We start from the raw sequence: 25,289 nt of genomic DNA, 5'->3' as shown, positions 1-25,289 counted from the left end.
TCTTGCCTGTGCGCGTTCGGGCCTTACCGTCTCACAGACGCCGGTTCTTCCTTCCCCCACACGCCGGGTTATGATGCGCCCGTTCAAACAACTCCGATCCCGCATCCTGCCGGCCCGCGCCGCCACACAGACGTGGATGATCCTGACGTTCACGCTGTTCGTCGGCGTCGCCATGGTCGTGGTGGGGCTCTACATGACGTTCGTGCTCCGGGGCGAGATCGACGGCACGATCCGGCGCACCTTGCGGCAACAGGCCGAGCGCGTGGCCGCCCTCATCGAAGAGACGCCCACCATCTCCGAGCGCATCCGCATCACGCGCGAGTTGTCCCGCCTCTCGAACCTCCACCTCACCGTCATCGAAGGCGACTCCGTCCTCATCGACGTGCTCGGGGACCGACTCCTGAGCGACGGGGCTCTCCGCACCCGCCCGGAGATGGCCGTGCTCGAAGACGGACAACCGCATTATGCCAGGCGCCCCGGCCCCGACGGACGGCTCGTCCACTACGTCGCGCTCCGGCGGCCCGTCTCCGGCCTCGTCGTGCGCGTCGGGCAGCCGGAGCCCCCGCTCTTCGCCCTGATCCGACGGATGGAGGTGATCCTCATCTTCGCCATGGCGCTGGCCTTCCTGCTGGCCCTCTTCGGAAGCTGGGTCGCCGCCCGGCAGGTCACCCGCCCGCTCATCGCCATCCGCAACAGCGCCCGAAGCATCAGCGAGGGCGACTTTGACGAGAAGATCCAGGTGGACTCCCGCGCCGCCGAGTTTCAGGATCTGGCCAAGAGCCTCAACCGCATGTCCGACAGCTTCCGCGAGAAGATCAACGAGTTGCAACGGCTGGCGCGGCTGCAAAACGAGTTCATCGGCAACGTCTCGCACGAGGTCCGCAATCCCATCTTCGCCGTCGGGGGCTACCTCGAAGCACTCGGTTCCTCCAACCTCACCCCCGCGCAGCGCCAGTTTTACGCGGAGAAGGGCCTGGCCAACCTCCAGCGGCTGCACAACCTGTTCAACGACCTCATCGAGATCGCCCGCCTCGAATACCGGGAGGATCTCATCAGACCCGAGGTGTTCGACCTCCAGGATCTCGTCGAGGAGGTGGCCGAGATCCTTCAGCCCAAAGCCGAAGAAAAGGGCATCTCGCTCGAGATCGAGAACCCGCCGACGCCCGTCTATGCCGACCGCAACCGCATCCGGCAGGTGCTCACCAACCTGGTCGACAACGCCATCGCCTATTCGGACGCCGGGACGGTCCGCGTCCGCCTGCGCCGCCGCCTCGACAAGATCCGCGTCGAGGTCATCGACACGGGCAAGGGCATTCCCGAGGAGCACCTCGAACGCATTTTCGAGCGTTTCTACCGCGTCGATCCGGACCGCTCGCGCAAGAGTGGAGGCACCGGCCTCGGGCTGAGCATCGTCAAGCAGATCCTCCACGCCCACGGCGAGAGCATCCACGTCGAGAGCACCCAGGGCCGGGGCGCCCGTTTCTGGTTCGACCTTCCCTATGCCCCGGAACCGGAGCCGGTCCAGGCACGAGGCTGAGCCTTGCCTTGCTTCGCCTCGGCGAGCCGCTCCGGGCGCCGTTCGCCATTCTTTGCAAAGGATACATACGTCCCGTTTCCGTCGGAACGAAGAATTTCGTTATTTCCTTCGTTGGAATACTTGATCGAGGCGGCGGACGGAACGCGCCCGGAAGGGACAGCATATCAAGGGTATCACGAGCGAGCCGGCCTGTGAGCCTCCCCCACCGGGCCCCTCCGCCGGACGTCATCCCGCAGTCTCTCCCTCGCGAGGGAGTCAAACGTTGACATAGATATGGCAAAAGGAAAGAGCACGCGGAAGCCTCGCGGTCAGGAAGCGCTTCCGGCCGAGGAAGTCATCGGCGTCGCGGACCAGAACGGGGTCCCGACGTCCGCCCGCGAAACCGACATCGAGGGCGACCTGCCCGTGACGCCGGTCGGGCCGGAAGAATTTGACGCGGAGACGCTGCTGGCCGTCTATCGCCGGATGCTCACCTCGCGCCGTCTCGACGAGAAGATGCTCACGCTGCTCAAGCAGGGCAAGGGCTTCTTCCACATTGGATGCGCCGGGCACGAAGCCGCGCAGGCGGCCGTCGGGCTGCTCTCCCGCGCCGGGCACGACTGGTTCAGCTTCTATTACCGCGACCTGACGATGTACCTCAGCCTCGGCGGCACGCCCGAGGAAGTGATGTTGCTGCACCTGGCCAAAGCCGAGGATCCGAACAGCGGCGGGCGGCAGATGTCCGAGCATTACAGCAACCGCGAGCGCCACATCCTGCCGATCTCCTCGTCGGTCGGCTCGCAGTACCTGCCGGCGGTGGGCGTGGGGCTGAGCCTGATCCGAGAAGAGACCGACGCCTACGTCTACTGCTCCTCCGGCGACGGAGCGACTTCGCAGGGCGACTTCCACGAGGCGCTCAACTGGGCCGCGCGCGCCAAGGCGCCCGTGCTCTTTCACATTCAGGACAACAAGTACGCCATCTCGGTGCCCGTCTCCGAGCAGACGGCGGGCGGCAGCGCCTACAAGCTCGCCCGGGGCTACGAGGGCCTCCGACGCATCCACGTCGACGGCACGGATTTCTTCAAGGCCTATGCGGCCGCGCGCGCCGCGCTCGAGCACATCCGCGGCGGCCACGGCCCCGTCTGCCTCGTCTCCGACGTGGTGCGCCTGTTGCCCCACTCCTCCTCGGACGACCACCGGAAGTATCGCACCGCCGAGGAACTCGAAGCCGACCGCAAGATCGACCCCATCGTGCGCTTCGAGGTGCAGCTCCGCGAAGCCGGCCTCCTCGACGACGAGACCATCACGCGCACCCGTGAAGCGGTGGGCGCCGAGGTGGATGCCGCCGCCGTGTGGGCCGACGCCCGCCCGGACCCCGACCCCGCCACCGCCACGAAGCACGTCTTCTATGAAGGCGACCTCGACCTGACGTACGAAGCCACACAGCCTTCGGGAGACCCCGCCGTGATGGTCGACGCCATCAACCACGCCCTGCACGAAGAGATGGCGCGCAACGAGCGCGTGATCGTCTTTGGCGAAGACGTGGCCGGCGGCAAGGGCGGCGTCTTCACGGCCACGAAGGGCCTGACCGACCGCTTCGGCAAGGACCGGTGCTTCAACGCGCCGCTGGCCGAGGCCTCCATCGTCGGCACGGCGGTGGGCTTCAGTGCCTGCGGCTACAAGCCCGTCGTCGAGATCCAGTTCGGCGACTACATCTGGCCGGCGATGCAGATGCTCCGCAACCAGGTGGCCTCGTTCCGCTACCGTTCGAACGGCGCGTGGGGTTGCCCGATGGTCATCCGCGTGCCGGTGGGCGGCTACATCCACGGCGGCCTGTGCCACTCGCAGAACATCGAAGCGTGCTTCGGCCACATGCCGGGCTTCAAGATTGCCCTGCCTTCGACCGCCGCCGACGCCAAGGGGCTGCTCAAGAGCGCCATCCGCATGGAGGACCCCGTCCTCTTCCTCGAACACAAGGCCCTCTACCGATCCGCCGCCGCCCGCTCGCCCGAGCCGGACGCCGACTACCTCCTGCCCTTCGGCAAGGCCCGCCTCGCCCGCGAAGGCACGGACCTGACCATCGTCACCTACGGCATGATGGTCCACAAGTCGATGAACGTGGCGCGGATGCTGGAGAAAGAGGGCGTCTCCGTGGAAATCGTCGACCTGCGCACCATCGTCCCGCTCGATGCGGAGACGGTCCTCGCCTCGGTCCGGAAGACGAACCGGGCGCTCGTCGTGTATGAGGACCACGAGTTCGCCGGCTTCGGGGCCGAGTTGTGCGCCCAGATCGGCGACCTCACCTTCACCCACCTCGACGCCCCTGTACGCCGGGTGGCGGGCGCTTTCTCGCCCATCCCCTTCGCCGACCCGCTCGAGAAAGCCGTCCTCCCAAGCGACGACGACATCCTCACGGCCGCCCGAGAGGTCCTCACCTTCTAAAGCTTCCGGTGAAGGATCCCGCGCAAGGAATCCCTCACGTTCGTTTGCGAGATTGCCCTACAGACAGGGGCCGCGGTTTTTCGTATCCTGGCCTCAGAACGTCACACGCGCCCCCCTCCGTGTGGCGACGGCCCGAAAGGGTCGGAGAAACCGGATCGGCGGGAAACCAACGATCACGGTTCGAACGAGGGCCTCGAAGCCGGACCGATGCAATGCGGGCCGGCTTCCCGTATTTGGGGCCTTCCGACCAATCTGTCCATGAAGCACGCGCCCGATACGGTGATCCCGCTTCTCGCGTGTACTATTGGAGACGCGTGCAAAGAGACCGCCGCCGTCGTTCGCCTCGCGTAACGGATGCCCTCCGAGCGTTGACCACAAGAACGGGCGCGCGCGTGTTTTGCCCGAAATGTGCGCCCCGAATGCATGTCTCCGGAAGAGACTTGCATTACACCGACTGTATCGTTTCTTTGTCGGAGGAACGTCCCGAGGTGGTCACTTTCCGTTGCCCGATGCCGCCGGTTCATGAGATTCGGCATGCGCGCTCCCATTGAGCCGCCGACTCCGACGGGTCGGTCCGGCGGCGGCCCCGTTGATGGTTTTTTAGACCTGACTCGGCGTGCTTCTTGTTGTAAGCCTGCCGCACGCGTCCTCCCTCGGCCGCCAACGGGGGTACGCGACGCCTTCGCAACCCTGCGTCGAGATCGTTGTTAGATAAACATTTTCTCCACCCACTGCCCGAACGCCATGCGTAATCTCGTTCGTCTTTTCGGCCTGACCGTCGCGCTGATCGCCTTCCTCCTTCCGGTCGCTCCGGCCTCCGCCCAGTACTTCGGGCGCAACAAGGTCCAGTACGACGACTTTGACTTTAAGGTCTTCAAGACGGATCACTTCGAGATCTACTTCTATCCGGAAGAGAAACAGGCCGTCCATGATGCGGCGCGCATGGCCGAGCGATGGTATACCCGGCATTCGCGCACGTTTCTGCGGGAGTTTCGTGAGCGGAAGCCGATCATTTTTTACGCCAACGATGCCGACTTTCAGCAGACGAACGCCATCAGCGGCTCGCTTGGCCAGGGCACGGGCGGTGTGACGGAGTCCATCAAGGAGCGCGTCATCATGCCGCTGACGGGCATCTACCGTGAGACGGATCACGTGCTCGGGCACGAACTCGTCCACTCGTTCCAGTACGACATCGGCCTCAACAGCACCGACAGTTCGAGCTTTTCGCTGGCGCTGCTTCCGCTGTGGCTCGTCGAGGGCATGGCGGAATACTTCTCGCTCGGGCGCGAGGACCCGCACACGGCCATGTGGATGCGCGACGCCGCCCTCCGCGACGACCTGCCCACCATCGAACAGATCACCACCGGTTTCAAGTATTTCCCCTATCGCTACGGACAGGCCTACCTTGCCTACATCGGCGGCAAATACGGCGACGCCGCCGTCGCCAACCTGTACAAACTCGGCGGGCTCGTCGGATTGGACTCGGCCTTCGTCTACACGCTTGGCATCACGGCGGACTCGCTCTCGACGGAGTGGCAACAGGCCGTCAAGGACGCCTACTTGCCGCTGGCGGAAGGGCGCACGCCTGCCGATGAGGCGGGGCGGCTCGTGCTCTCGAAGGACAAAGACGGCGGCGAACTCAACATCTCGCCCGTGGTCAGTCCGGACGGGCAATACGTCGCCTTCCTCTCCGAGCGCGACATCTTCAACATCAACCTGTTCATCGCCGACGCCAACACCGGCAAGGTGGTCAAAAAGCTCAAGGGCACCAACTCGAACCCCCACTTCGACGCGATCCGGTTCATCGCCTCGGCAGGCTCGTGGTCGCCCGACGGCAAAAAGTTCGCCTTCATCACGTTCGTCGAAGGGGACAACGAGATCTCCATCCTCGACTGGAACTCGGGCGACATCGAGCGACGCATCGCCGTCGACGGCGTGACGGCCATCACGAACCTGGCCTGGTCGCCCGACGGTCGGCGGCTGGCCTTCTCGGGGATGGACGGCGGCATCAGCGACCTCTACGTGCTCGATCTCCGCACGAACGTCGTGCAGCAACTCACCAACGACCGGTATGCCGACCTCCAGCCCGCCTGGTCGCCCGACGGCGAAACGATCGCCTTCGTGACCGACCGAGGCCCCGGCGGCACCGACTTCGAGACGCTCAAGTACGCCAAGGAGCGCCTCGGTCTGATCAACGTGGAGACGGAAGAGATCCGCGTGGTGATTCCCTTCGAGCACGCCATGCACACGAACCCGCAGTTCTCGCCGGACGGACGCAACCTGTATTTCCTCTCGGACCACAACGGTTTCAAAGACATCTACCGCATCGCCCTCGATACGGGCGAGGTTTTCCAGATCACGCGCTTGCAGACGGGCGTCAGCGGCATCACGGCGCTCTCGCCGGCCATGTCCGTGGCCATCCAGAGCGGGCGGATGATGTTCTCCGTCTTCACGGGCAATCAGTACAACGTGTTCTCGCTGGAGCCGGAGGAGCTTCGGGGCGTCCCCGTGCCGCGCCTGGACGAAGGCGAAGCGCTGGCGGGCATCCTGCCGCCGTTCCGCGCGGTGGATCAGGGGCTCGTGAGCAGTTATCTCAACGATCCGCTCTCCGGACTGCCCGAAGATCAGGACTACGAGGTGAGCGAATACAGCGCCCGTCTCAAGCTCGACTACGTCGCGCCGCCGACCATCGGCGTGGCGGCGGGCGGCCCCTTCGGCACGGCGCTCGTCGGCGGCATCGGCCTCTTCTTCAGCGACATGCTCGGCGACCAGAACCTCGTCGTCATTGCGCAGGCCAACGGCACCTTCAAGGACATTGGCGGACAGGTGTCCTATCTCAATCGCAAACACCGGCTCAACTACGGCGGTTCGGCGGCGCACATCCCCTACCTCATCGGCGGCACCCGCGCAGGCTTCGGCACAGATCCCCAGAGCGGACAGCAAGCTCAGATCGTCGAGCAGATCCGCCAGCGCATCTTCATCGATCAGGTCGAAGGGCTGGCCTCCTATCCCCTCTCGACGACGCGCCGCTTCGAGCTCTCTGCCGGCTTCACCCGGTACGGCTTCGACATCGAGGTGGACCGATACTTTATCACCTCGTTTCAGATCCGACGGGAGCGCGACAACCTCACGGCGCCCGACCCCATCTACTTCGCTCAGGGTGGGGTCGCTTTCATAACCGACTACTCGACCTTCGGCTTCACCTCGCCGGTGCGCGGCGGACGGTCCCGTTTCGACGTCTCGCCCTTCGTGGGCACGCAGAGCTTCGTCCGCGTACTGGCCGACTGGCGGAGATATATCTTCCTCAATCCGGTCACGTTTGCCGTGCGCGGCCTCCACGTCGGCAACTACGGGGCCAAGGAGACGAACGACCGGACCGAGCAACTCTTCACCCAGGAATATCTCGGCTACGCGAACAGCCTCAGCTTCGTGCGCGGCTACAGCTTCACCTCTTTCGACGGCAGCGAATGTACGGCGACGGAGCAAGGCACCTGCGCCGAGTTCGACCGGCTGCTGGGTTCGCGCATCGCCGTGGCGAGCGTCGAGCTACGGATCCCGCTCCTGGGCAACGATACGTTCGGCCTGCTCAACTTCCCGTACCTGCCCACCGAGGTCGCCTTCTTCGCCGACGGCGGCGTGGCCTGGACGGCCGACGAAGCGCCGGTCCTCAAGTTCAAGCGCACTTCAGCGGAACGCGTGCCGGTCTTTAGCGCGGGCGTCTCGACGCGGTTCAATCTCTTCGGCTATACCGTGCTCGAGATCTTTTACGCCAAGCCGTTCCAGCGGCCGCTGAAGGGCGCCCACTTCGGCTTCCAGATCGTTCCGGGCTGGTAAACCCTGTGCCTTCCGGAATCGGGGTTCAAAGCACGGAACGAGCATCCGCGTTTTGAACCCCGATTTATTGCCCCGCGCCGGCCGTCACGCGGGTGAGACGAGCGCTTCATCCGCCAGCAGGCGCGCCTCCATCACCGTGACGGCCCGCCCGGCGACCTCCACCCGCTCCGTCCCGACGCGCACGCGGACCACGCCGCCGCGCTCCGAGGCCTGGAAACCCGTCATTTCCGACTTGCCCAGCCGCGCCTGCCAGAAGGGGCCGAGGCAGCAGTGCGCCGAACCCGTCACGGGGTCTTCCGGGATGCCCAGGCGCGGCGCAAAAAAGCGGGACACGAAGTCGTACGGCCCGTCGTCGGCAGCCGTCACGAGGACGCCGCGCGTCTCGACGGCCTCCAGGCGCGACATGTCCGGGCGAAGCGCGCGCACGGCCCCGGCATCCGCAAGCAGGACGAGGTAATCCTCACGGCTCCTCCCCACGTACACCGGCGCGACGCCGAGCCCCTCGAGCAGCCCCTCCGGCGCGTCGATCTCTTCTTCCGGATCGGCCGGGAAGTCCATCTCGATCCAGCCGTCCGGGCGTCGGCGCGCGGTCAGCCGCCCACTCCGCGTATCGAACAGCGCCGGTTCGGCGGGCGGCAGCAGGCCGCGCTCCCACAGAACGTGGGCGGAAGCGAGCGTGGCGTGCCCGCACAGATCCACCTCGGCGCGAGGCGTAAACCAGCGCAGATCGTATACGGGCGTCCCGGCGCGACGCACGAGGAAAGCGGTCTCGGACAGGTTCATCTCGGCGGCCACACGTTGCATCCACGCTTCCTCACGCGGCGCATCGAGCAGGCACACGGCGGCAGGGTTTCCGGAAAAGGGACGGTCGGCGAAAGCATCGACCTGAAAGAGCGGCAAAGACATGAGCACAAAAGGGCTGGAGGGGGAAGGACGTCGGACGTTCCGACAAAATACCATGAAACCTGGCGCATAATACGCAGAACTTCTATTCTCCGACGACTGCTCACCGGCCCATGTTGCAATGTATGCCCCTTTCCGCTCTCTGCTTTTCCACGTCGATGCCGAGCGGGCGCACCGTCTGAGCGCGGGCGCCGCCCGTCTGGCCCAGGCCGCCGCGCCGTCGCTCGTGGCCAGGACGTTTGCCTTCGAGCACGAGGCCCTGCGACAGACCTTGTGGGGCCTCGACTTCGCGAACCCCGTCGGGCTCGCGGCGGGCTTCGACAAGAACGCGAAGCTGATCCCGTTCTGGGAGGCGCTCGGCTTCGGCTTCGCGGAAGTCGGCTCGGTGAGCGCGCGGAAGGCCCGGGGCAACCCGCGCCCCCGGCTGTTTCGCCTGCCGGCGGACCGCGCCCTCATCAACCGGATGGGGTTGAACAACGACGGCGCAAAGAAGGTGGCCGGGCGGCTCCGGAAAGCCGTCGGGAAGGTGCACCTCCCCATCGGGGTCAACCTCGCCAAGACCCACGACCCGCGCATCATGGGAGCAGCCGCCGTCGAGGATTTCCGCGAGAGTTTCCGGCTCCTGGCGCCGTGGGCGGCCTACGTCGCGCTGAACGTCTCTTGCCCGAACACCACCGAAGGCAAGACTTTCGAGGACCCGAACGCGCTCGACGACCTGCTCCGCGCCGTCTTTGCCGAGCGCGCGGCGCTTCGCCTCGACGTGCCCGTGCTCGTCAAGCTCTCGCCGCCCGTCTCCGAGCGGATCGTGCTCGACAGCCTCGTCGATGAGCTTCTCGTGGTGGCGCGGGCGCACGGCGTGCACGGCTTCATCGCCACGAACACGGCTTCGGACCGCACGGGGCTCGTCACGCCGGAGCCCGTGCTTCGCGCCATCGGGCGGGGCGGCCTCAGCGGCGCTCCGCTCGAACGCCGCGCCACCCGGCTCGTGCGGTACCTCTTCGACAAGACCGGCGGCGAGACACCCATCATCGGCGTCGGCGGCGTGCGCTCCGCCGACACCGCCTATGCCAAGATCCGCGCCGGGGCGTCGCTCGTGCAGCTCTATACGGGCCTCGTGTACGAAGGCCCCGGCCTCGTCCGAAAGATCAAGGAAGGCCTCGTCGAACGCCTTGAACGCGACGGCTTCGCCCGGCTCCGCGACGCCGTGGGCGTGGACGTGTGAGGGGGCCCCTGGGCTCGCCGTCCTTTGCGCCTCCGGCGCGTCAGGAGGCGCTCCGCGCCGTCATCGGTCTTCACAATCTACTCCCCAATGTTGCGAGCCGAACGGCGAACCCTTGACGGAACATTCTCCCGGCGGCGAATTGCCTTTCGAGCGACGAGGGATTAGATTTCGCTGTTTGCGCATCGCCCCAGAAACCAAGGATTGACTATGCCGGCCATCGTCGAGTTCGAGACCATTCCCCAGCTTGTTTTGCGTCTGGCGGCACACTTCGAGGGACAGAACCACACCGCGCTTCGGTACAAGGACAAGAAGACCAAGGCGTGGGTAGACATCCCGTGGGAAGAATTGCTGAGGCGCATCCAGGCGATGGCCGGATACCTCCACAAGCACGGCGTCCGCCCCGGCGACCGCGTCGCGATCCTTTCGGAGAACCGCCCCGAGTGGGCCATCACCGACCTGGCGACCCAGATGCTCGGCGGCGTCAACGTGGCGCTCTACACCTCGCTTCCCGCCGATCAGGTCAAATACATCATTCGAGACTCCGGCGCGAAGCTCTTCGTCGTCTCCACCGGCATCCAGCTCAAGAAAGCCGAGAAAATCTTTGACGCATGCGAAGACCTCAAGCGGGTCGTCACGATGAGCGCGATGCGGAAGGAACACCCGGCTTACGTGCATGCGTGGAGCGACGCGATGGCCGAGGGTGCGGACTACTGGTCGGAGCACGCCGCCGAACTCGCGCCGCTCGCCGACGCCGTCTCGCCCGAGGACCTCTCGGCGCTCATCTATACGAGCGGCACCACCGGCAACCCCAAGGGCGTCATGCTGACGCACTGCAACTTCTGCTCGAACGTCACGAGCGCGCTCGCCACGGTTCCCTTCGGTCCGGCGGACCACCATCTCTCGTTTCTCCCGTTGTGCCACTCGTTCGAGCGCACGGCCGGCTACACCGCCGTCCTCGCCTGCGGCGCGAAGATCTCGTACGCCGAGAGCATCGACACCGTCAGCCGCAACCTGCTCGAAGTGCATCCCACGGTGATGATCTCCGTGCCGCGCCTGTTCGAGCGCGTCTTCAACGTCATCAGCAAGTCCGTCGATGAGGGACCGCCGCTCAAAAAGCGCATCTTCGACTGGTCCGTGGAAGCGGGCAAGCAGGCGGCTCGGGTGCGCGGCAAGGGCAAACGCATCGGCCCGCTCCTCCGTCTGAAAAAACGTCTGGCCCACCGGCTCGTCTTTTCAAAGCTTCACGAAAAGCTCGGCGGCAACCTGCGCTTTGCCGTCTCCGGCGGCGCGGCGCTTCCGCGCGCCATCGGCGAGTTCTTCCAGGCCGCCGGCGTGATCATCATCGAAGGCTACGGGCTGACCGAGACGTCCCCGGTGCTCGCCGTCAACCCCGTCGACGCGCCGCGCTACGGCACCGTCGGCCATATCCTGCCGGGCGTCACCGTCGGTATTCAACGCCTGAGCGACGGCGAGATCATCGGTAAACTCTCGGGGGACGACTACCCGTCGGACCTGACCACCGAGGAGGGAGAAATCATCGTCAAGGGGCCGAACGTGATGAAAGGCTATTGGAAGGATGAGCAAGCCACCCGCGAAGCCATCGACTCCCAGGGCTGGTATCACACCGGCGACGTGGGCCGCTTCGACGAGGGCTACCTCATGATCACCGACCGCATCAAACACATGATCGTCTCGAAGGGCGGAAAGAACATCTATCCCGGCCCCATCGAGGAGCAGTTCAAGACCGTGCCGTGGATCGATCAGATCATGGTGGTCGGCGAAGGGAGAGAATTTCTCACGGCGCTCGTCGTGCCTGATTTCGAAGCGCTTCAGGCCTATGCGAAAGAGCACGACCTCGCGTATGGACAGGTCGAGGAGATGCTCGAACAGGAGCCGATTCGGAAGCTCTTCGAGGACGTCTTCCGCCGGTACTCACGCCATGCGGCGGCTCCCGAGAAGATCCGCGACTTCCGGTTCATCACCGAGCCTTTCACGGTCGACAACGGCATGATGACGCCGACGATGAAGCTCCGCCGCCGCGCCATCGAAAAGCATTACGCCGACCTGATCGACGAGATGTACGCGGCGGTGGTATGAGCGCCCGGATCCCCTTTCCCGCTCATTCACGCCCCGAATTGTGGATAAAACTTGAACTTTGCATTCCGCGTGGATCGGCGCGGGGAGCCTTCGTACTTTTCGGATCCTTTTTCGAAGCCTTCGCGTTGAAGGCGATCTCAACGGGGTGTGGCGCAGCCCGGTAGCGCGCTTCGTTCGGGACGAAGAGGTCGTGGGTTCAAATCCCGCCACCCCGACAGGAAAGACGGCTTTCGCTTCACGGCGAGGGCCGTTTTTTTATGCCCCGGCGCGGAGAAACCCGAAGCGTGAAGCCGCCGTATCTCCTCCAGCCGTCCTTTTAGCTCCCCCCTCACCCCCTGCCCCATGTCGTGCACGCAGTGTAAAGGTATCGCTTCTTTCTTCGACGCAAAGGTGGCCGCGCGTGAACTCCGAAAGTACCGGAAGCGCGGGCCGCACAAGACCACACAGATGCTCATCGACGCGGTTCGTGCCGAGGCCGGAGAAGCCGAGTCGCTTCTCGACATCGGCGGCGGCATCGGGGCCATCCAGCACGCGCTCATAGGCGAGGGCGTGCTCGCGCAGGGCCTCGACGTGGACGCCTCGCCCGCCTACCTCGAGACGGCGCGGGAAGAAGCCGAGCGCCGGGGCTACGCCGAGAAGGTGCGCTACCTCCAGGGCAACTTCGTCGACGTCGCCGGCGAGGTCCCGGCCGTGGACGTGGTCACGCTCGACCGGGTCATCTGCTGTTTCGACGACATGGAGCAGCTCGTCACGCGCTCGTCGGAGAAGGCAAAGCGGATCTACGGCCTCGTCTTTCCACGAGTCACGCCGTTTACGCGGTTCGGCTTCCGCGTGCTCAACGCCTTCCTCCGCTTCCGCCGTTCCGCTTTCCGCGTCTTCCTTCACCCGCCCGAGGCCGTAGATGCGCTCGTCCGCGCGCGCGGCTTCTCCCTACGCACCCACCGGCACAGTCTCCTCTGGCAAGTGCGGCTCTACACCCGGTGAGCGGAAGCTCCGCGCGCGTCGCTCTTCCCAATGCACCCGGCCTCTAAAGATTCTCCGCTTCCGGGACGATGAATGAAAGGCCGCCCGGCATCGCGCCGGGAGACGGCTTTTTCATTGGTTCAGACACCAGAAGCCCATGTGGCATGCGCCTCGGATGCGCCGACGGCTCGCGCTGGTTGCCCTCGTGTGGCTGCCGGCCTTCGCCGCTCACGCACAGACGATCTTCCCCGGCCTCACCGACGCTGCTCTCCGCGACAGTCTCGTGGCGCAATACAAGCCCGCCGCGACGCTCACCTACGATCAGGCCCGCGACACCCTCTTCGCCCGCATCGAGAACGCCGGCGACGACTCGCTCCGGGGCGTCTATACCGGTTACGCCCTCTACCTCGACCCGGCCAAAGACCCCACCAAAGAGGCCTGCAACGGCGACGGAGACGACAACGCGAGCTCGTGCAACGGCAGCCTGAACATCAACACGGAGCACGCGTGGCCCCAGTCGTACGGCGCCGCGAGCGGCGCGCCCAGGGCGAACATGCATCACCTCTTCCCTGCCCGCGCCGACGTCAACAGCACCCGCAACAACCATCCTTTCGCCGACATCGACGCGGCCGACACCGACAAGTGGTTTCGCCTCGGAACCACCCTCACAACCCCCCCTGAGGCACATCAGAGTGAGTATTCCGAGTTCGACACCGAGGCCGACGTCTTCGAGCCGCGCGATGCGCGCAAAGGCGACCTTGCCCGCGCAATGTTTTATTTCTACACGATGTACCGATCCGAAGCGGACGCCGCCGTCGCCACGAATACGGGGCTAAGCGGCACGGATTTCTTCGAGATGCAGAAAAACACCCTGCTCGCCTGGCACGAGGCCGACCCGCCCGACGCCGCCGAGCGGGCGCGCTCGCAGGCCATCGCCGCGTATCAAGACGGCAAGGAGAACCCGTACGTCCTCGACCCGACGCTGGTCGAGCGCGCCTTCTTCGCCGCGCCTCTGCCCGTCGAGCTGACGTCGTTCGAGGCCATCGCCGACGGCCCGGTCGTGCACCTGCGCTGGACGACGGCGTCGGAGACGAACAATGCCGGCTTCTTCGTGGAACACCGCCCGGAGCATGCGGAGACGACGTGGGAGCGACTGGCCTTCATCGAGGGACAGGGCTCCTCGACCACGCCCGGTTCGTATGCCTATTCCGCCGGGGACCTCGCCCCCGGCGTCCACCTCTTCCGCCTTCGCCAGGTCGACTTCGACGGGGCGTTCGCCTTTGGGCCGACGGTGCGCGCGGCCGTGGAGGCGCCGGGCGCGTATCGCCTCTCGACGCCGTATCCGAATCCCTTCAACCCGCAGACCCGCTTCACGCTCGCCGTGCGCCGTTCCCAGCGTGTGCGCGTGGCCGTGTACGACGTGCTGGGCCGCCGCGTCGCCACGCTGTTCGACGGCATGCTCGCCCCCGGCGCGCCTCGGTCGCTCCGCTTCGACGCCGCCCGCCTGCCGGGCGGGCTGTACCTCATCCATGCCTCCGGCGAGCACTTCTCCGCCACCCGTCCCGTCACCCTGCTCAAATGACCCCCGCCTCGAACGCACGGCGCGGCTCATATACAAAACGGTCCCTCCCGGTGCGAGGGAGGGACCGTCGGGGAGCGCCCATCGAACCGTTTGACGGGATCGCTTATTTGAACAACACCATCCGGCGCATCGCCTTGAAGTCGCCGGCTTCGAGCGTATAGACGTATACGCCGGCGCTCAGCCGTGAGGCATCGAAGCGAACCTGATGTCGTCCGGCTTCCCGAACGCCTTCGTGGATGCGCGCGACCTCCTGCCCGAGCATGTTGTACACCCGCAACGTCACCGAGCGCGCCTCCGGAAGCGCATACGTGATCATCGTCGTCGGATTGAACGGATTGGGATAATTCGCACCGAGTTCGAAGCGTTCCGGCGTCGTCTCCAGCGCCGCCTCCGCGTGGCCGTCGGCGATCTCATCGAGCGTCGAGCGCCAGTCTTCCACCACCGGACGCGCGCTTCCCTTGGCTGCCGACTTCTCGAAGGTGAAGCTGTCGGAAGCATCCGCGATCGGGAAAGAGCCCACCGATCCGGTCACGGTATACGTGCCTGCCGGCGTGCCTGCCGGCACGTCCTGGGTGAGCGTCTTCAACAGAAAACTGCCCGAGTCGACCGTTACCACGACGGGGCCGCGCGTGATCGACACCCCCGGCCCACTGATCACGATCCACACCTGGGGCGATTGCGAGGCCGCCGCATTGTTGGCCACGAAGAGATCGTAATCGAAGCTGCCGCCGGCGGCGTCAATCACGATGGGCGGGTTGAGCGGGGTGGCGCGCACCACGAGATCGGGCACGTCTTCCACGACGTTCAGGCGCTGGTCGGCAGACACCCCCGTGAGCGTTTGTACGACGCCCGAGGGCCAGGCGACCTCGACGTCGGCGGTCGTGTTCAGGCCGAGACCGAAATACGCGGCTACGTCGTCGCCGCCGCCAAGGCTGGAGCCGCTGCGAACCTCGAAATGTTGCACGACGCCGTCGGGCGTGGTCACTTTCACCTTCGCCCCCACGCCGTCCTTGTTCGAGCCGCCGGCAAGCGGGCCGGCGCCTTCGACGTCGATGATCAGCCAGTGGTTGCTCGTGCGCCCGCCATACTCGTTCCTGACGAGGGAAACCGCCTCGCCGAAGTTGACCATGAACAGGTCCGGCGCGCCGTCCGCGTTATAATCCCCCCTCACGACCGTCCGGGTGCGTCGCGGGCTCTCGAAGCCGCTGCCGTCGGAAATGTTCGTGAAGGCGCCGTTGCCGTTGTTCCGATACAGCATGTTCGGCTGCGGCTCCACGGAGCTGAGGTCGCTGATGACGCCGGCGGCGACCGCCAGGTCCTGGTAGCCGTCGAGGTCGAGATCGAAGAAAACGGAGCCCCAGGTCTTGCGATCCACGGCCGGATCGGCGCCCGGCACGGTGTCTTCAAAAAGACCGGCCGTCACCGTGGCATCGGTGAAGGTCCCGTCGCCGTCGTTGTCGAGGAAGGTTGCGCTTCCGACGTTTGAAAAATAATAATCCCAGAGGCCGTCGCGGTCATAGTCGCCCCAGCCGATGCCCATGGCGTTCTGGCACTGATCGGCGCCTGCGGTGGCGCTCACCTCGACGAAATTCCAGACGAGCGGCCCTTCTCCACCGTCGTTGCGCCAGAGTTTGTTGCCCTTCGGACCGAACGGGCAATCGTTCATGAGGAAGATATCGAGGTCGCCGTCGTCATCGTAGTCGGTCCATCCGGCGATGAAGCCGTAGCCGTCGAGGTCGTCGTTGCCGTCGGCGTCGTCCAGCCCGCGGATCAGATCGGAGACGTCGGTGAAGGTGCCGTCGCCGTTGTTGTGATAGAGGCGGTCCTGGCTGTCGGCGGCATAGTCGTCCGGGCCGGTCGCGTTCATGTTGAGGTGATTGGCGACGTAGAGGTCGAGGTTTCCGTCGTTGTCATAGTCGCCCCACGAGGCGGAGGTGCCGCGCGCTTCGAGGAAGGGGATGGGCTCGTCGGGGAACGCCGAAGCGGTGCCGTCGGTGAAGCCGCAGTTGCCGTCGTTGAGCAGGAGCACGTCGGCATCCGAGTTGGCGAGGTAGAGGTCCTTGTCGCCGTCGTTGTCGAAGTCGGCCACGGCGACGCCGGCGCCGTCGTGCGCGCTGTCGCGGGCATCCCCCGAAGCGATGTTGACGAAGTTGCCGGAGCCGTCGTTCTGGAAGAGCCGGTTGGCGCCGTTGCGCATGGTCACGTAGAGGTCGAGGTCGCCGTCGCCCTCGCAGTCGAACCATGCGGCTCCGGTGCCGATGCCCATGTCGCCGTTGTCGATGGACGTCTGACCGTCGTGGTTGAACTGCAGGCCGGTTTCGGTCGCCACGGCAGTGAAGCTCGGTTCGTAGACCGTCATGCGTTTGCCCGTGCCGCCTTCGTCCGTCAGATCGACCCCGGTGAGTGTCTGCACGATGCCCGAGGGCCAGGTGATCTCAACGTCGACGAGCGGATCGACGCTGACGTCGCCGAAGCCGAAATACGCTGCGATGTCGTCGCCGCCGCCAAGGTTGGAGCCGCTCCGGACTTCATAGTGCTGCACGACGCCGTCCGACGAGGTGACCTTCACCTTCGCGCCGAGGCCGTCGCGGTTGCTCACGGAGCCGACGAGGTCGAGGATGAGCCAGTTATTTCCGACCGGGGTCGTGTTTTGAAGCAGCACGTTTCCCTGATCGTAATTGACGAGCATGAGGTCGGGGTCGCCGTCGCCGTCGTAATCGCCCATGACGATGGTGCGCCCCCGCCGTTCGTCTTCGAGCCATGCCTCCGTCGACACGTTCGCGAAGGTATTGTCGCCTTCGTTGTGATAAAGCAGGTTCGGCTGCGGGCTTACTCCGGAATCGGAGCCGAGGGTGCCTGCGGCCACGGCGATGTCCTGGAAACCGTCGAGGTCATAGTCGAGAAAGACGGCGCCCCAGGTGACGCGGTTGATGGGAGGACTGGTGCCGGGCACGACGTCTTCGAAGACCCCCGCCTCGACGGTCACGTCGGTGAACATACCGCCGCCGTCGTTTCGGATGAGCGTAGCCGTGCCGATGTCGGTATAGAAATAATCCCAGAGTCCGTCGCGGTTATAGTCGCCCCAGGCGATGCCCATGGCATTGACGCAGAGCGATTCACTCGTCAGCCCTATCGAAGCGCTGACCTCGGTGAAGGTCCACGCCAGCGGGTCGGTTCCGCCGTCGTTGCGCCAGAGCTTGTTGCCCTTCGTGCCGAAGGGACAGTCGTTCATCATGAAAATGTCAATGTCGCCGTCGTCGTCGTAGTCGGTCCATCCGGCGATGAAGCCGTAGCCGTCGAGGTCGTCGTTGCCGTCGGCGTCGTCCGGCCCCCGGATCAGATCGGAGACGTCGGTGAAGGTGCCGTCGCCGTTGTTGTGATAAAGCCGGTCCTGGCTGTCGGCGGTATAGTCGAAGCGGTCGGCTCCGACGAAGAGGTGGTGGCTGACGTAGAGGTCGAGGTGGCCATCGTTGTCATAGTCGCCCCACGAGGCGGAGGTGCCGCGCGCTTCGAGCAGCGGCATCGTCTCTCCCGGGAAAGCCGAGGCCGTCACGTCGGTGAAATCGGGGGTGCCGGTCTCAACGAGGTTGTTGCGGAGCAACGCGTCGCCGTCGGAGTTGGCCAGGTAGAGGTCCCGGTCGCCGTCGTTGTCGTAATCGGCCGCTACGGCGCCGGCGGCGTCGCTGTTCGGGAAGTCGACGCCGCGCGCCACGGCCACGTCGGTGAACGTCCCGTCGCCATTGTTCTCGAAGAGGCGGTTGGAACCGGTGCGCACCGTCATGAAGAGGTCGAGGTCGCCGTCTTTGTCATAATCAAACCATACGGCGCCCGTGCCCATACGCATGTCATTGCCGCCGCCGGGACCGTCGTGGACGACGTTGACGCCGGCAGCGAGGGTCACGTCTTCGAAGATGAAAGGCTGGGCTGCCGCGGTGCGGCCCATGCAGAAGACAGCGCACAAGAAGAGGGTTGCCGCTCCACCCTTCGAAAGGAATATTCTGTTCATTGATCTCAAGGAGCCAGTGATGGAAATAGGGCAAGGGGAAAAAGAAACGTCACACGGCGCTCGCTCATACTTCAGACCCGGCCCAAAAACTACCTAATAAATACAGAGGTTGGCGCAGGTCGCTCGCGCGTCCGAGTATCCCAGATCTAGACGGTATTTACCATCGCTTTCATCGGGTCGTTCCGATAGACAGAACGGCCCCTCACACCCTGGTGGAGGGGCCGTTCGCCGAGGTTATCTACCGATATGTATTAAGCCACACATGGCGTTTATTTCAGGAGGGTCACCTGCCGGGTCGTCGAGAACTGTTCGCCGATCACCTGCACGAGGTAGAGCCCGCTGGAGAAACCCGAGCCGTCGATGGTGAACTGACGGGTCTCGTTAGCAGGCAACACACCGTTGAAGAGCTGCGCCACCTCGCGCCCGAGCACGTCATAGACCGCCACGCGCACCTGCTGCGACTGCTGGACCGCCAGCGAGAACTGCGTCTGCGGGTTGAAGGGGTTCGGGTAGGGCGCCGTCAGAAGATACGCCTCGGGCAGTTCGACGAAGACTTCCACTTCTTCGCTGTAGAAGTACCATCCGTTGAAGTCTTTCTGCTTCAGGCGGAAGGTATGCGTGCCCGGCTCCAGACCCGCCACCTCGTACGCATAGCTCTGCGCCTCCGTGGTGGTGCCGGCGCCTTCGACGAAGGCCATCGACGAGAAGACGCCGTCCGGGCCTTTGTGCTGCACTTCGAAGCCGGCATTGCTCGCCTCGGACACGGTTTCCCAGCGCAGCGTCACGCGGTCGCCGTTGCGCACCGGCTCGAACTTCGCCAGTTCCACCGGCAGCGGCACGCCGTCCTCTTTGACGAGGATGCGGTTGTTGGCCGCCACGGTGAACGACGGCAGCACCGGTTGCCCCAGGAACTGGATGATCACATCGGCTTCCGTGTTGCTGCCCAGGCCGAAGTAGGCGCCCATGTCGTCGCCGCCGCCGAGGCTGGAGCCGCTGCGCACCTCGTAGAACTGGTTCACGCCGTCCGGCGTGCGGACGCGGATGCGCGTGCCGATCCCGTCCTTGTTGGCGCCCCCGAGCGCCGGGCCGTCGCCCTCGACGTCGATGATCAGCCAGTTGTTGCCGTTGCTGTTGTCGTTGCGGTAGAGGCGGCTCTGCTCGCCGAAGCTGACGCCGAAGAGATCCGGGTCGCCGTCGCCGTCGTAGTCGCCCATCACGATGGTCTTGGTGCCGCCGAGGAAGTCATCCTCGATGCCGCTTCCGGTCGAGACATCCGTGAACGAGGTGCCGTCCGAGAAATCCGGCGCACTCCCCGTGTTGGCGTTATGATAAAGCATGTTGGGGAGGTTCTTGTCATCGAAGATGGCTCCCGAAGCCACGGCCAGATCCTGAAGCATGTCGAGGTCATAGTCGAGGAAGACCGCGCCCCACGTGATGCGCCCGAGGCTTTCGTCCGGCGGCACTTTGGCCTGGAACAAACCGGCGGCGGCGGTCACGTCGTCGAAGGACGTCCGCATGTTTTCGATCATGGTGGCGCTCTGGTCGCCCGGGGCGGGCGTCGCGTCGCCTTCGAGGTTGGTATAGAAATAGTCCATGTCGCCGTCCCGGTCGGGATCACCGATGGCGATGCCCATCGCGTTCTGGCAGTCCGGTTTGTTGCCGTCGCCCTCGTTGGCGTCCTTACCCGTGGTCGTGAGCGGGCCGAAGGTGTCGCTGATCTCGGTGAAGGTGTTGTCACCGTTGTTGCGCCACAACTTGTTGTCCTCCGTGCGTCCGAAGCCCTGGGCAATGCCGAAGGGACAGTCGTTCATCAGGTAGAGGTCGAGGTCGCCGTCGAGATCGATGTCGGTCCATGCGGCGATGAAGCCGAAGCCCTCGAGGTCGTTCACGCCGTCGCCGTCGGGGGTGCCGTCGGCGTCGATGTCGTCGGCGTCGCCGTTGAGCAGGCTCGACATGTCGGTGAAGGTCGTCGTGCCGCCGACGGCGGACTCACAGTTGTTGTGGAAAAGGAAGTCCTGGCTCGACGCCCCGTCCGTCACCGCGCCGGCATCGGGATCGATGGGCATGTGGTTGGCGACGTAGAGGTCGAGACATCCGTCGGCGTCATAATCGCCCCAGGAAGCCGAATGGCCACGCTGCGGAAGGAACGCCGACGTGCCGAACGCTTCGGTGGTGGCATCGACGAAGTTCGCCGTGCCGGTTTCCGTCAGCTGGTTCTTGAGGAGCACGTCCTCGGTGCAGTTGGCGAGATAGAGGTCCTCGTCGCCGTCGTTGTCATAATCCGCCACGGCGACCCCGCACCCCTGATTGCCGGAATCTTCGGCCCCGAACGTGGCGGCCACTTCGGTGAAGTTGCCGCTGCCGTCGTTCTGGTAGAGGAGGTTGCTCAACGTGCCGGAAGCGTTCCTGCGCTGGGTCACGTAGAGGTCGAGGTCGCCGTCGTTGTCAAAGTCGAACCAGGCGGCTCCGGTGCCGACGTTCATCATGACGTCATCCGCAGCGTCATCCCCGAACTTGTACCCTTCGTTGTGTGTGAACGAGACACCGGCGGTAGATTCTACCGGAGTAAAAAGCTGTGCACGGGCGCTTCCGCTCCAGGCCATCAGAAAAACAAAGGCCAGTGTGGTGGCTCCGAGATGCATACGTGTGATTCGTGCAGTCATCGCGCTTGAGGTAAGGGTTTGTATCGATACGTCCATGATATACCTGATCGTTAGGAAAAGCCAAAAGGGCCCGCGGCAAAGCCGAACCGGAGGGTCTCTGTGAAAGATCAACGAGGCATGACCCTGCCCCTTCCCCCACAGCCGACAGGTGGCAAAACATCAGCAGGGAATCTAGGGCTTACGAAGACTCTGTTCCAGCCCCTTCGCGAATACTGATTGCCCCACAACCTCTATAAAAGCGAACTTACTACCAAATAGTGTTGATTGGCGGTCTCGAAACAACAATTTCACAACTTGCCGCCTTTCTCCCGCATTTTATGCTCCCTCTTCTCGATTCCCCGAACGTTCGCCCCAGACTGTTCCGGACACGATCTCGGTGCGAGACAAAAAATCTGTTATTGATACATCGCGCCCCGCGCCTTCAGAAAGTTCAATAACGGCCAAAGCAAGCACCAGTCCATCACAAAAGTGTCACATCGCCGTAAACAATGCATCATAGCGGAGACCTCCATGTGCGTCTCCGAAGGTCCCGGCAGCGCTCAGCCCTGTGAGGGCGCGCGGTCTCAGGAGGCGCCTTCGGCGTCGGGCGCGTCGGAGCCTTTCCGCACGTACGTGACGAAGCGATAGCCCTCGCGCGCTTCCTCGGCGGCAACGTCGAAGACCGTGCCCACGAGGTGTTCGAACGGAGGGAAGAAGGCGTCGCCCTCATAGTCGCCGGAGACGAGCGTCAGTTCGAGGCGGTCGGCAAAGGGGAGGCATTGTTCATAGATCGTGCCGCCGCCTCCAATGAAGACGACCGGGCTGTCCGCGAGCGCCGCCAGCGCATCGGCGAGCGAGCCGTATACCTCGACCTCCGGATACCCGGGTCGGCGCATGGTCCTCGAGACGACCACGTTGCGCCGCTTCGGCAACGGCCCCCCGAACTGGTGAAGCACGGATTCGAACGTCTTTCGCCCCATCACGAGCGGATGCCCGAGCGTCAGCCGTTTGAAGCGTTTGAGATCCTCGGGGATGCGCCACGGCAAATCTTTGCCGCGCCCGATGACCCGGTTCTTCTCCGCCACGGCGGCGATGAGAACGATCTCCGGCTTTCGCACGAGCGAAGGACGCATTTCGGTAGAGGAATTCGCGGGTTCGGCTTCCGGTTTCATACGTTATACGGCGACGGGAGCTTTGATGGCCGGATGATGCCGGTAATCGATCAATTCGAAATCGTCGATTCGATACCCGAAGAGGGCGTCCGGGCGACGCGTGAGGCGAAGCGTGGGCAGCGGATACGGCGTGCGGCCGAGTTGCTCGTCCACCTGGTCGAGATGGTTCTCATAGATGTGCGCATCGCCGATGGTATAGATCAGCTCGCCGGGTTCGAGGTCGCACTGATGCGCCACGAGGTGCAGGAGCAGGGCATACTGCGCGATATTGAACGGCGCGCCGAGGAAGAGGTCGTTCGAGCGGACGTAGAGCTGGCACGAGAGCCTTCCCTCGCCCACGTAGAACTGAAACATCATGTGACACGGCGGCAGCGCCATCCGGTCGATCTCGGCGGCGTTCCATGCGTTGACGATGTGGCGGCGGCCGTCCGGGTTGGCGCGCAACGCCTCGACGACGCGGGCCATCTGATCCACCCCGCCGAAGTTGCGCCACTGCCGCCCGTAGACCGGCCCGAGTTCGCCGTATCGCGCCGCGAAGGCGGCGTCGGCGCGGATACGGGCCTCGAAGTCCTTCTTCAGGGTATGCCACGCCTCGGAGTCAGAGGGCGGAACGACCTGCCCCGTGGCTTCGAGGTAACGTTTCAACGGCCAGTCGGTCCAGATCGAGACGCCGACCTCGACGAGCGGGCGGATGTTCGTCGCGCCGGAGAGGAACCACAACATTTCCTGCGCCAGCCCGCGAAACCAGACGCGCTTGGTCGTCGCCAGAGGAAAGCCGTTGCGGAGGTCGAAGCGCATCTGATAGCCGAAGACGCTGCGCGTGCCCGTGCCGGTGCGGTCGCCTTTGCGGATGCCGTTCGTTCGGACGTGGCGAAGAAGGTCGAGGTATTGCTTCATGGAAGTGCGGCCTTGAACGTTCGAGCGAAATTCGTCGGCGGCCTCCGGTTCCGCCGGAACGCGGCGCGCGAAGACGCCGTTCATCGCTCACCGTCGCGCAGCCCCCTGCCCGACGCGACGGCCCAATCTACGACGAAATCACCTGCCAATAAAGGAGTCATGGATCCGAACCTGCATCAGAAAATGGGCATCACGCACCTGAACCGGGTGCTGGGATACGCGCCGTTCGTGGCCGAGGACGGCAAGGCCACCGTTCACCTGACGGTGGAAGACTGGCACGTGGTGGCGGACACGCTCTTCCACATGCACACGCCGAAAGAGATGCTCCCCGAAGCCATCGCAGACTACCGCCTCACCGAAGACAACACCGTCATCGAACTGACGACGGCCGACTACGTGATCGCGGTGACGCAGATGTGAACGAGGACCTCAGTTGGCCGCGGCGCAGAGGTCGAAACGGGGGATGGCCACGCGGAACCGCTCCCCGGCGGCCCGTTCGAGCAGATAGGTGCCCTCCATGCTGCCCTCGAACGTTTCGAGCACGGAAAAGCTGTTGTACTCATAAGACGCGCCCGAGGCAATGATCGGCTGTTTCCCGATCACTCCCCGGCCTTCCACCTCACGAACCCGACCCCGGCCGTCGCGGATGAACCAGTGGCGACGCAAAAGCTGCACCTCCTCCACTCCGTGGTTCTCGATCCGAACGAAGTAGCCGAAAACGAACTTGCGGTTCAGGAAATCGGACTGTCCGTCGAGATAAACCGGTCGGACGGTGACGGTGATGTCGGAGGTTGTGGCGATGTATGCGACCATTTCTTCTCAAAAACGCCTGTTGGGGCGATCTCTTTTTGACGACTCAGTAACGAGCGGCGCGGGTGATTTGTTCTTTGGACGAACGGCTCGAAAAGAGCGTTTCCGCGGCAGGGATGCATCCCTGGAGTCCCAGTGGTTTCTCAGTTTTCCATGAGCCGCCCACGATGGGCGGTGCGGGCCCGTTCGAGCGCTCCGACGAGCGCCTGCACGCGGGTCTCCGAGACCGGGGCGTCCCACACCCCCCCTTCTTTGAGCGCGCTCCCCACGATGAACCCATCGGCGCGGGCATAGAGGTCGCTCACGTTGTCGGCGGTGACGCCGCTGCCGATGAGCACGGGCAGCGCGGTGGCGTCGCGGACGGCTTCGAGGTCGCCGGGGGCCGGGGGCGCGCCGGTATGGCCTCCGGTGACGATGACGGCGTCGGCGCGGTGGAGCGCCATGCCGCGCGCCACGTCGGCGATGTCGAGGTCCGCCGTGAGCGCGTGGGCGGCGTGCTTCTTTTTCACGTCGGCGAAGACCGGGAGGTGGCCGGCCCCGATGGAGTGGCGATAGCGCGTGACGACGCCCGCCGTGGCCTCGGCAAGGCCCTTGTCCGAGACGTGGGCGTACGTCCACCCCTCCGCGCGTACAAAGTCACACCCGGCAGCGAGCGCGACCGCGAGCGCCGTGCGGTTGCCCTGAAAAAGAACCTGCACCCCGACCGGCGTGCGGCCCGCCCGGCGCTTGACCGCATAGGCCACGCGCGTCATGAAAGCGGCCACCTCCGGCCCCATCTCGCGCTCGTGCACACAGGGAAAATCGTGCATGTTCTCCACGAGGATGCCGTCGACGTCGGCGCGGAGATACACTTCGGCTTCGGCCACGGCCCGTTCGACCACGCTTTCCATGCAGATGAAGCCGGGCACGCCCGGGCTCGGCCCGGTGTGGATCATGGCGATGAGCGGCCGGGACCGGGCAAAGAGATCGGAAAAGGCAACCGGCATGACGGGCAGCGAAGACTCGGACGGAACGTTTTCGAAACGGCGCACGCGAGGGCGGAAGATGCCGCCCCGCACGCGCGCTCAGGGATGAACCGGACCGGGAAGCATCAGTTCCGGCAACGTCGCCCCGCGCTTTCGGTAAAAATCCGGCCAATTCCGGGAGCGGCCCCGCTTCAGAAACGCTCCCTTCCCGCGCCCGCGTGATCTTTCCGAATCAAGT

The 25,289-nt window shown here is 64.7% G+C and carries 15 protein-coding genes and 1 tRNA gene; 9 read left to right on the top strand and 7 right to left on the bottom strand.

Annotated elements, in window-relative coordinates; genetic code table 11:
* Positions 1-73 precede the first annotated feature (73 nt).
* From AC1HIY_RS01130 to AC1HIY_RS01120, 3 genes are all read left to right on the top strand, one after another.
* A complete protein-coding gene (locus tag AC1HIY_RS01130; protein WP_479574859.1) occupies positions 74-1,537 on the top strand; it encodes a sensor histidine kinase in 1,464 nt (487 codons plus the stop codon).
* Between the two features lie 273 nt (positions 1,538-1,810).
* Positions 1,811-3,958, top strand: coding sequence for an alpha-ketoacid dehydrogenase subunit alpha/beta (locus AC1HIY_RS01125; RefSeq protein ID WP_479574858.1), 2,148 nt, complete (start codon positions 1,811-1,813; stop codon positions 3,956-3,958).
* 744 nt (positions 3,959-4,702) lie between these two features.
* The gene (locus tag AC1HIY_RS01120) at positions 4,703-7,792 is read left to right on the top strand and encodes a peptidase S9 (protein ID WP_479574857.1); all 3,090 of its coding nucleotides are present in this window, start codon (positions 4,703-4,705) and stop codon (positions 7,790-7,792) included.
* 84 nt (positions 7,793-7,876) lie between these two features.
* Here the strand turns inward: AC1HIY_RS01120 and AC1HIY_RS01115 are convergent, their stop codons facing one another.
* Positions 7,877-8,698 carry a PhzF family phenazine biosynthesis protein gene (locus AC1HIY_RS01115; RefSeq protein ID WP_479574856.1) on the bottom strand — a complete coding sequence of 274 codons (822 nt, stop codon included), beginning with the start codon at positions 8,696-8,698 and terminating at the stop codon, positions 7,877-7,879.
* 118 nt (positions 8,699-8,816) lie between these two features.
* Between AC1HIY_RS01115 and AC1HIY_RS01110 the strand changes: the two genes are divergently transcribed.
* The 5 genes from AC1HIY_RS01110 (at position 8,817) to AC1HIY_RS01090 (ending at position 14,559) form a co-directional block, all read left to right on the top strand.
* A complete protein-coding gene (locus AC1HIY_RS01110) occupies positions 8,817-9,917 on the top strand; it encodes a quinone-dependent dihydroorotate dehydrogenase (protein WP_479574855.1) in 1,101 nt (366 codons plus the stop codon).
* 207 nt (positions 9,918-10,124) lie between these two features.
* Complete coding sequence (locus tag AC1HIY_RS01105) at positions 10,125-12,014, top strand: AMP-dependent synthetase/ligase (protein ID WP_479574854.1); 1,890 nt, start codon at positions 10,125-10,127, stop codon at positions 12,012-12,014.
* Positions 12,015-12,155: 141 nt separating this feature from the next.
* Positions 12,156-12,229, top strand: a tRNA-Pro gene (locus AC1HIY_RS01100).
* A gap of 127 nt (positions 12,230-12,356) precedes the next feature.
* The gene (locus tag AC1HIY_RS01095; protein ID WP_479574853.1) at positions 12,357-12,998 is read left to right on the top strand and encodes a class I SAM-dependent methyltransferase; all 642 of its coding nucleotides are present in this window, start codon (positions 12,357-12,359) and stop codon (positions 12,996-12,998) included.
* Positions 12,999-13,134: 136 nt separating this feature from the next.
* A complete protein-coding gene (locus tag AC1HIY_RS01090) occupies positions 13,135-14,559 on the top strand; it encodes an endonuclease I family protein (protein ID WP_479574852.1) in 1,425 nt (474 codons plus the stop codon).
* A gap of 103 nt (positions 14,560-14,662) precedes the next feature.
* On the opposite strand, the gene AC1HIY_RS01085 is transcribed toward AC1HIY_RS01090, so the two are convergent.
* The 4 genes from AC1HIY_RS01085 to AC1HIY_RS01070 form a co-directional block, all read right to left on the bottom strand.
* Positions 14,663-18,460, bottom strand: a complete 3,798-nt coding sequence (locus AC1HIY_RS01085) for an FG-GAP-like repeat-containing protein (RefSeq protein WP_479574851.1) — start codon at positions 18,458-18,460, stop codon at positions 14,663-14,665.
* A 374-nt stretch (positions 18,461-18,834) separates the two neighbouring features.
* Complete coding sequence (locus tag AC1HIY_RS01080) at positions 18,835-21,228, bottom strand: T9SS type A sorting domain-containing protein (protein WP_479574850.1); 2,394 nt, start codon at positions 21,226-21,228, stop codon at positions 18,835-18,837.
* A gap of 563 nt (positions 21,229-21,791) precedes the next feature.
* Entirely contained in the window at positions 21,792-22,340 is a 549-nt protein-coding gene (locus tag AC1HIY_RS01075) for a dihydrofolate reductase (protein ID WP_479574849.1), read from the bottom strand.
* Positions 22,341-22,382: 42 nt separating this feature from the next.
* On the bottom strand, positions 22,383-23,276 hold the full coding sequence (locus AC1HIY_RS01070) for a thymidylate synthase (RefSeq protein WP_479574848.1): 894 nt from the start codon (positions 23,274-23,276) through the stop codon (positions 22,383-22,385).
* A 159-nt stretch (positions 23,277-23,435) separates the two neighbouring features.
* Between AC1HIY_RS01070 and AC1HIY_RS01065 the strand changes: the two genes are divergently transcribed.
* Positions 23,436-23,696, top strand: a complete 261-nt coding sequence (locus AC1HIY_RS01065) for a hypothetical protein (RefSeq protein ID WP_479574847.1) — start codon at positions 23,436-23,438, stop codon at positions 23,694-23,696.
* Positions 23,697-23,705: 9 nt separating this feature from the next.
* On the opposite strand, the gene apaG is transcribed toward AC1HIY_RS01065, so the two are convergent.
* Positions 23,706-24,089, bottom strand: a complete 384-nt coding sequence (gene apaG, locus AC1HIY_RS01060) for a Co2+/Mg2+ efflux protein ApaG (protein ID WP_479574846.1) — start codon at positions 24,087-24,089, stop codon at positions 23,706-23,708.
* A gap of 140 nt (positions 24,090-24,229) precedes the next feature.
* Positions 24,230-25,072 carry a BtpA/SgcQ family protein gene (locus tag AC1HIY_RS01055; protein WP_479574845.1) on the bottom strand — a complete coding sequence of 281 codons (843 nt, stop codon included), beginning with the start codon at positions 25,070-25,072 and terminating at the stop codon, positions 24,230-24,232.
* Positions 25,073-25,289: the final 217 nt, after the last annotated feature.

The organism is Rhodocaloribacter sp. (assembly GCF_056451265.1).
Note: the sequence above shows the minus strand (reverse complement) of the source record. Positions and strands in the feature narration are given on the sequence as shown.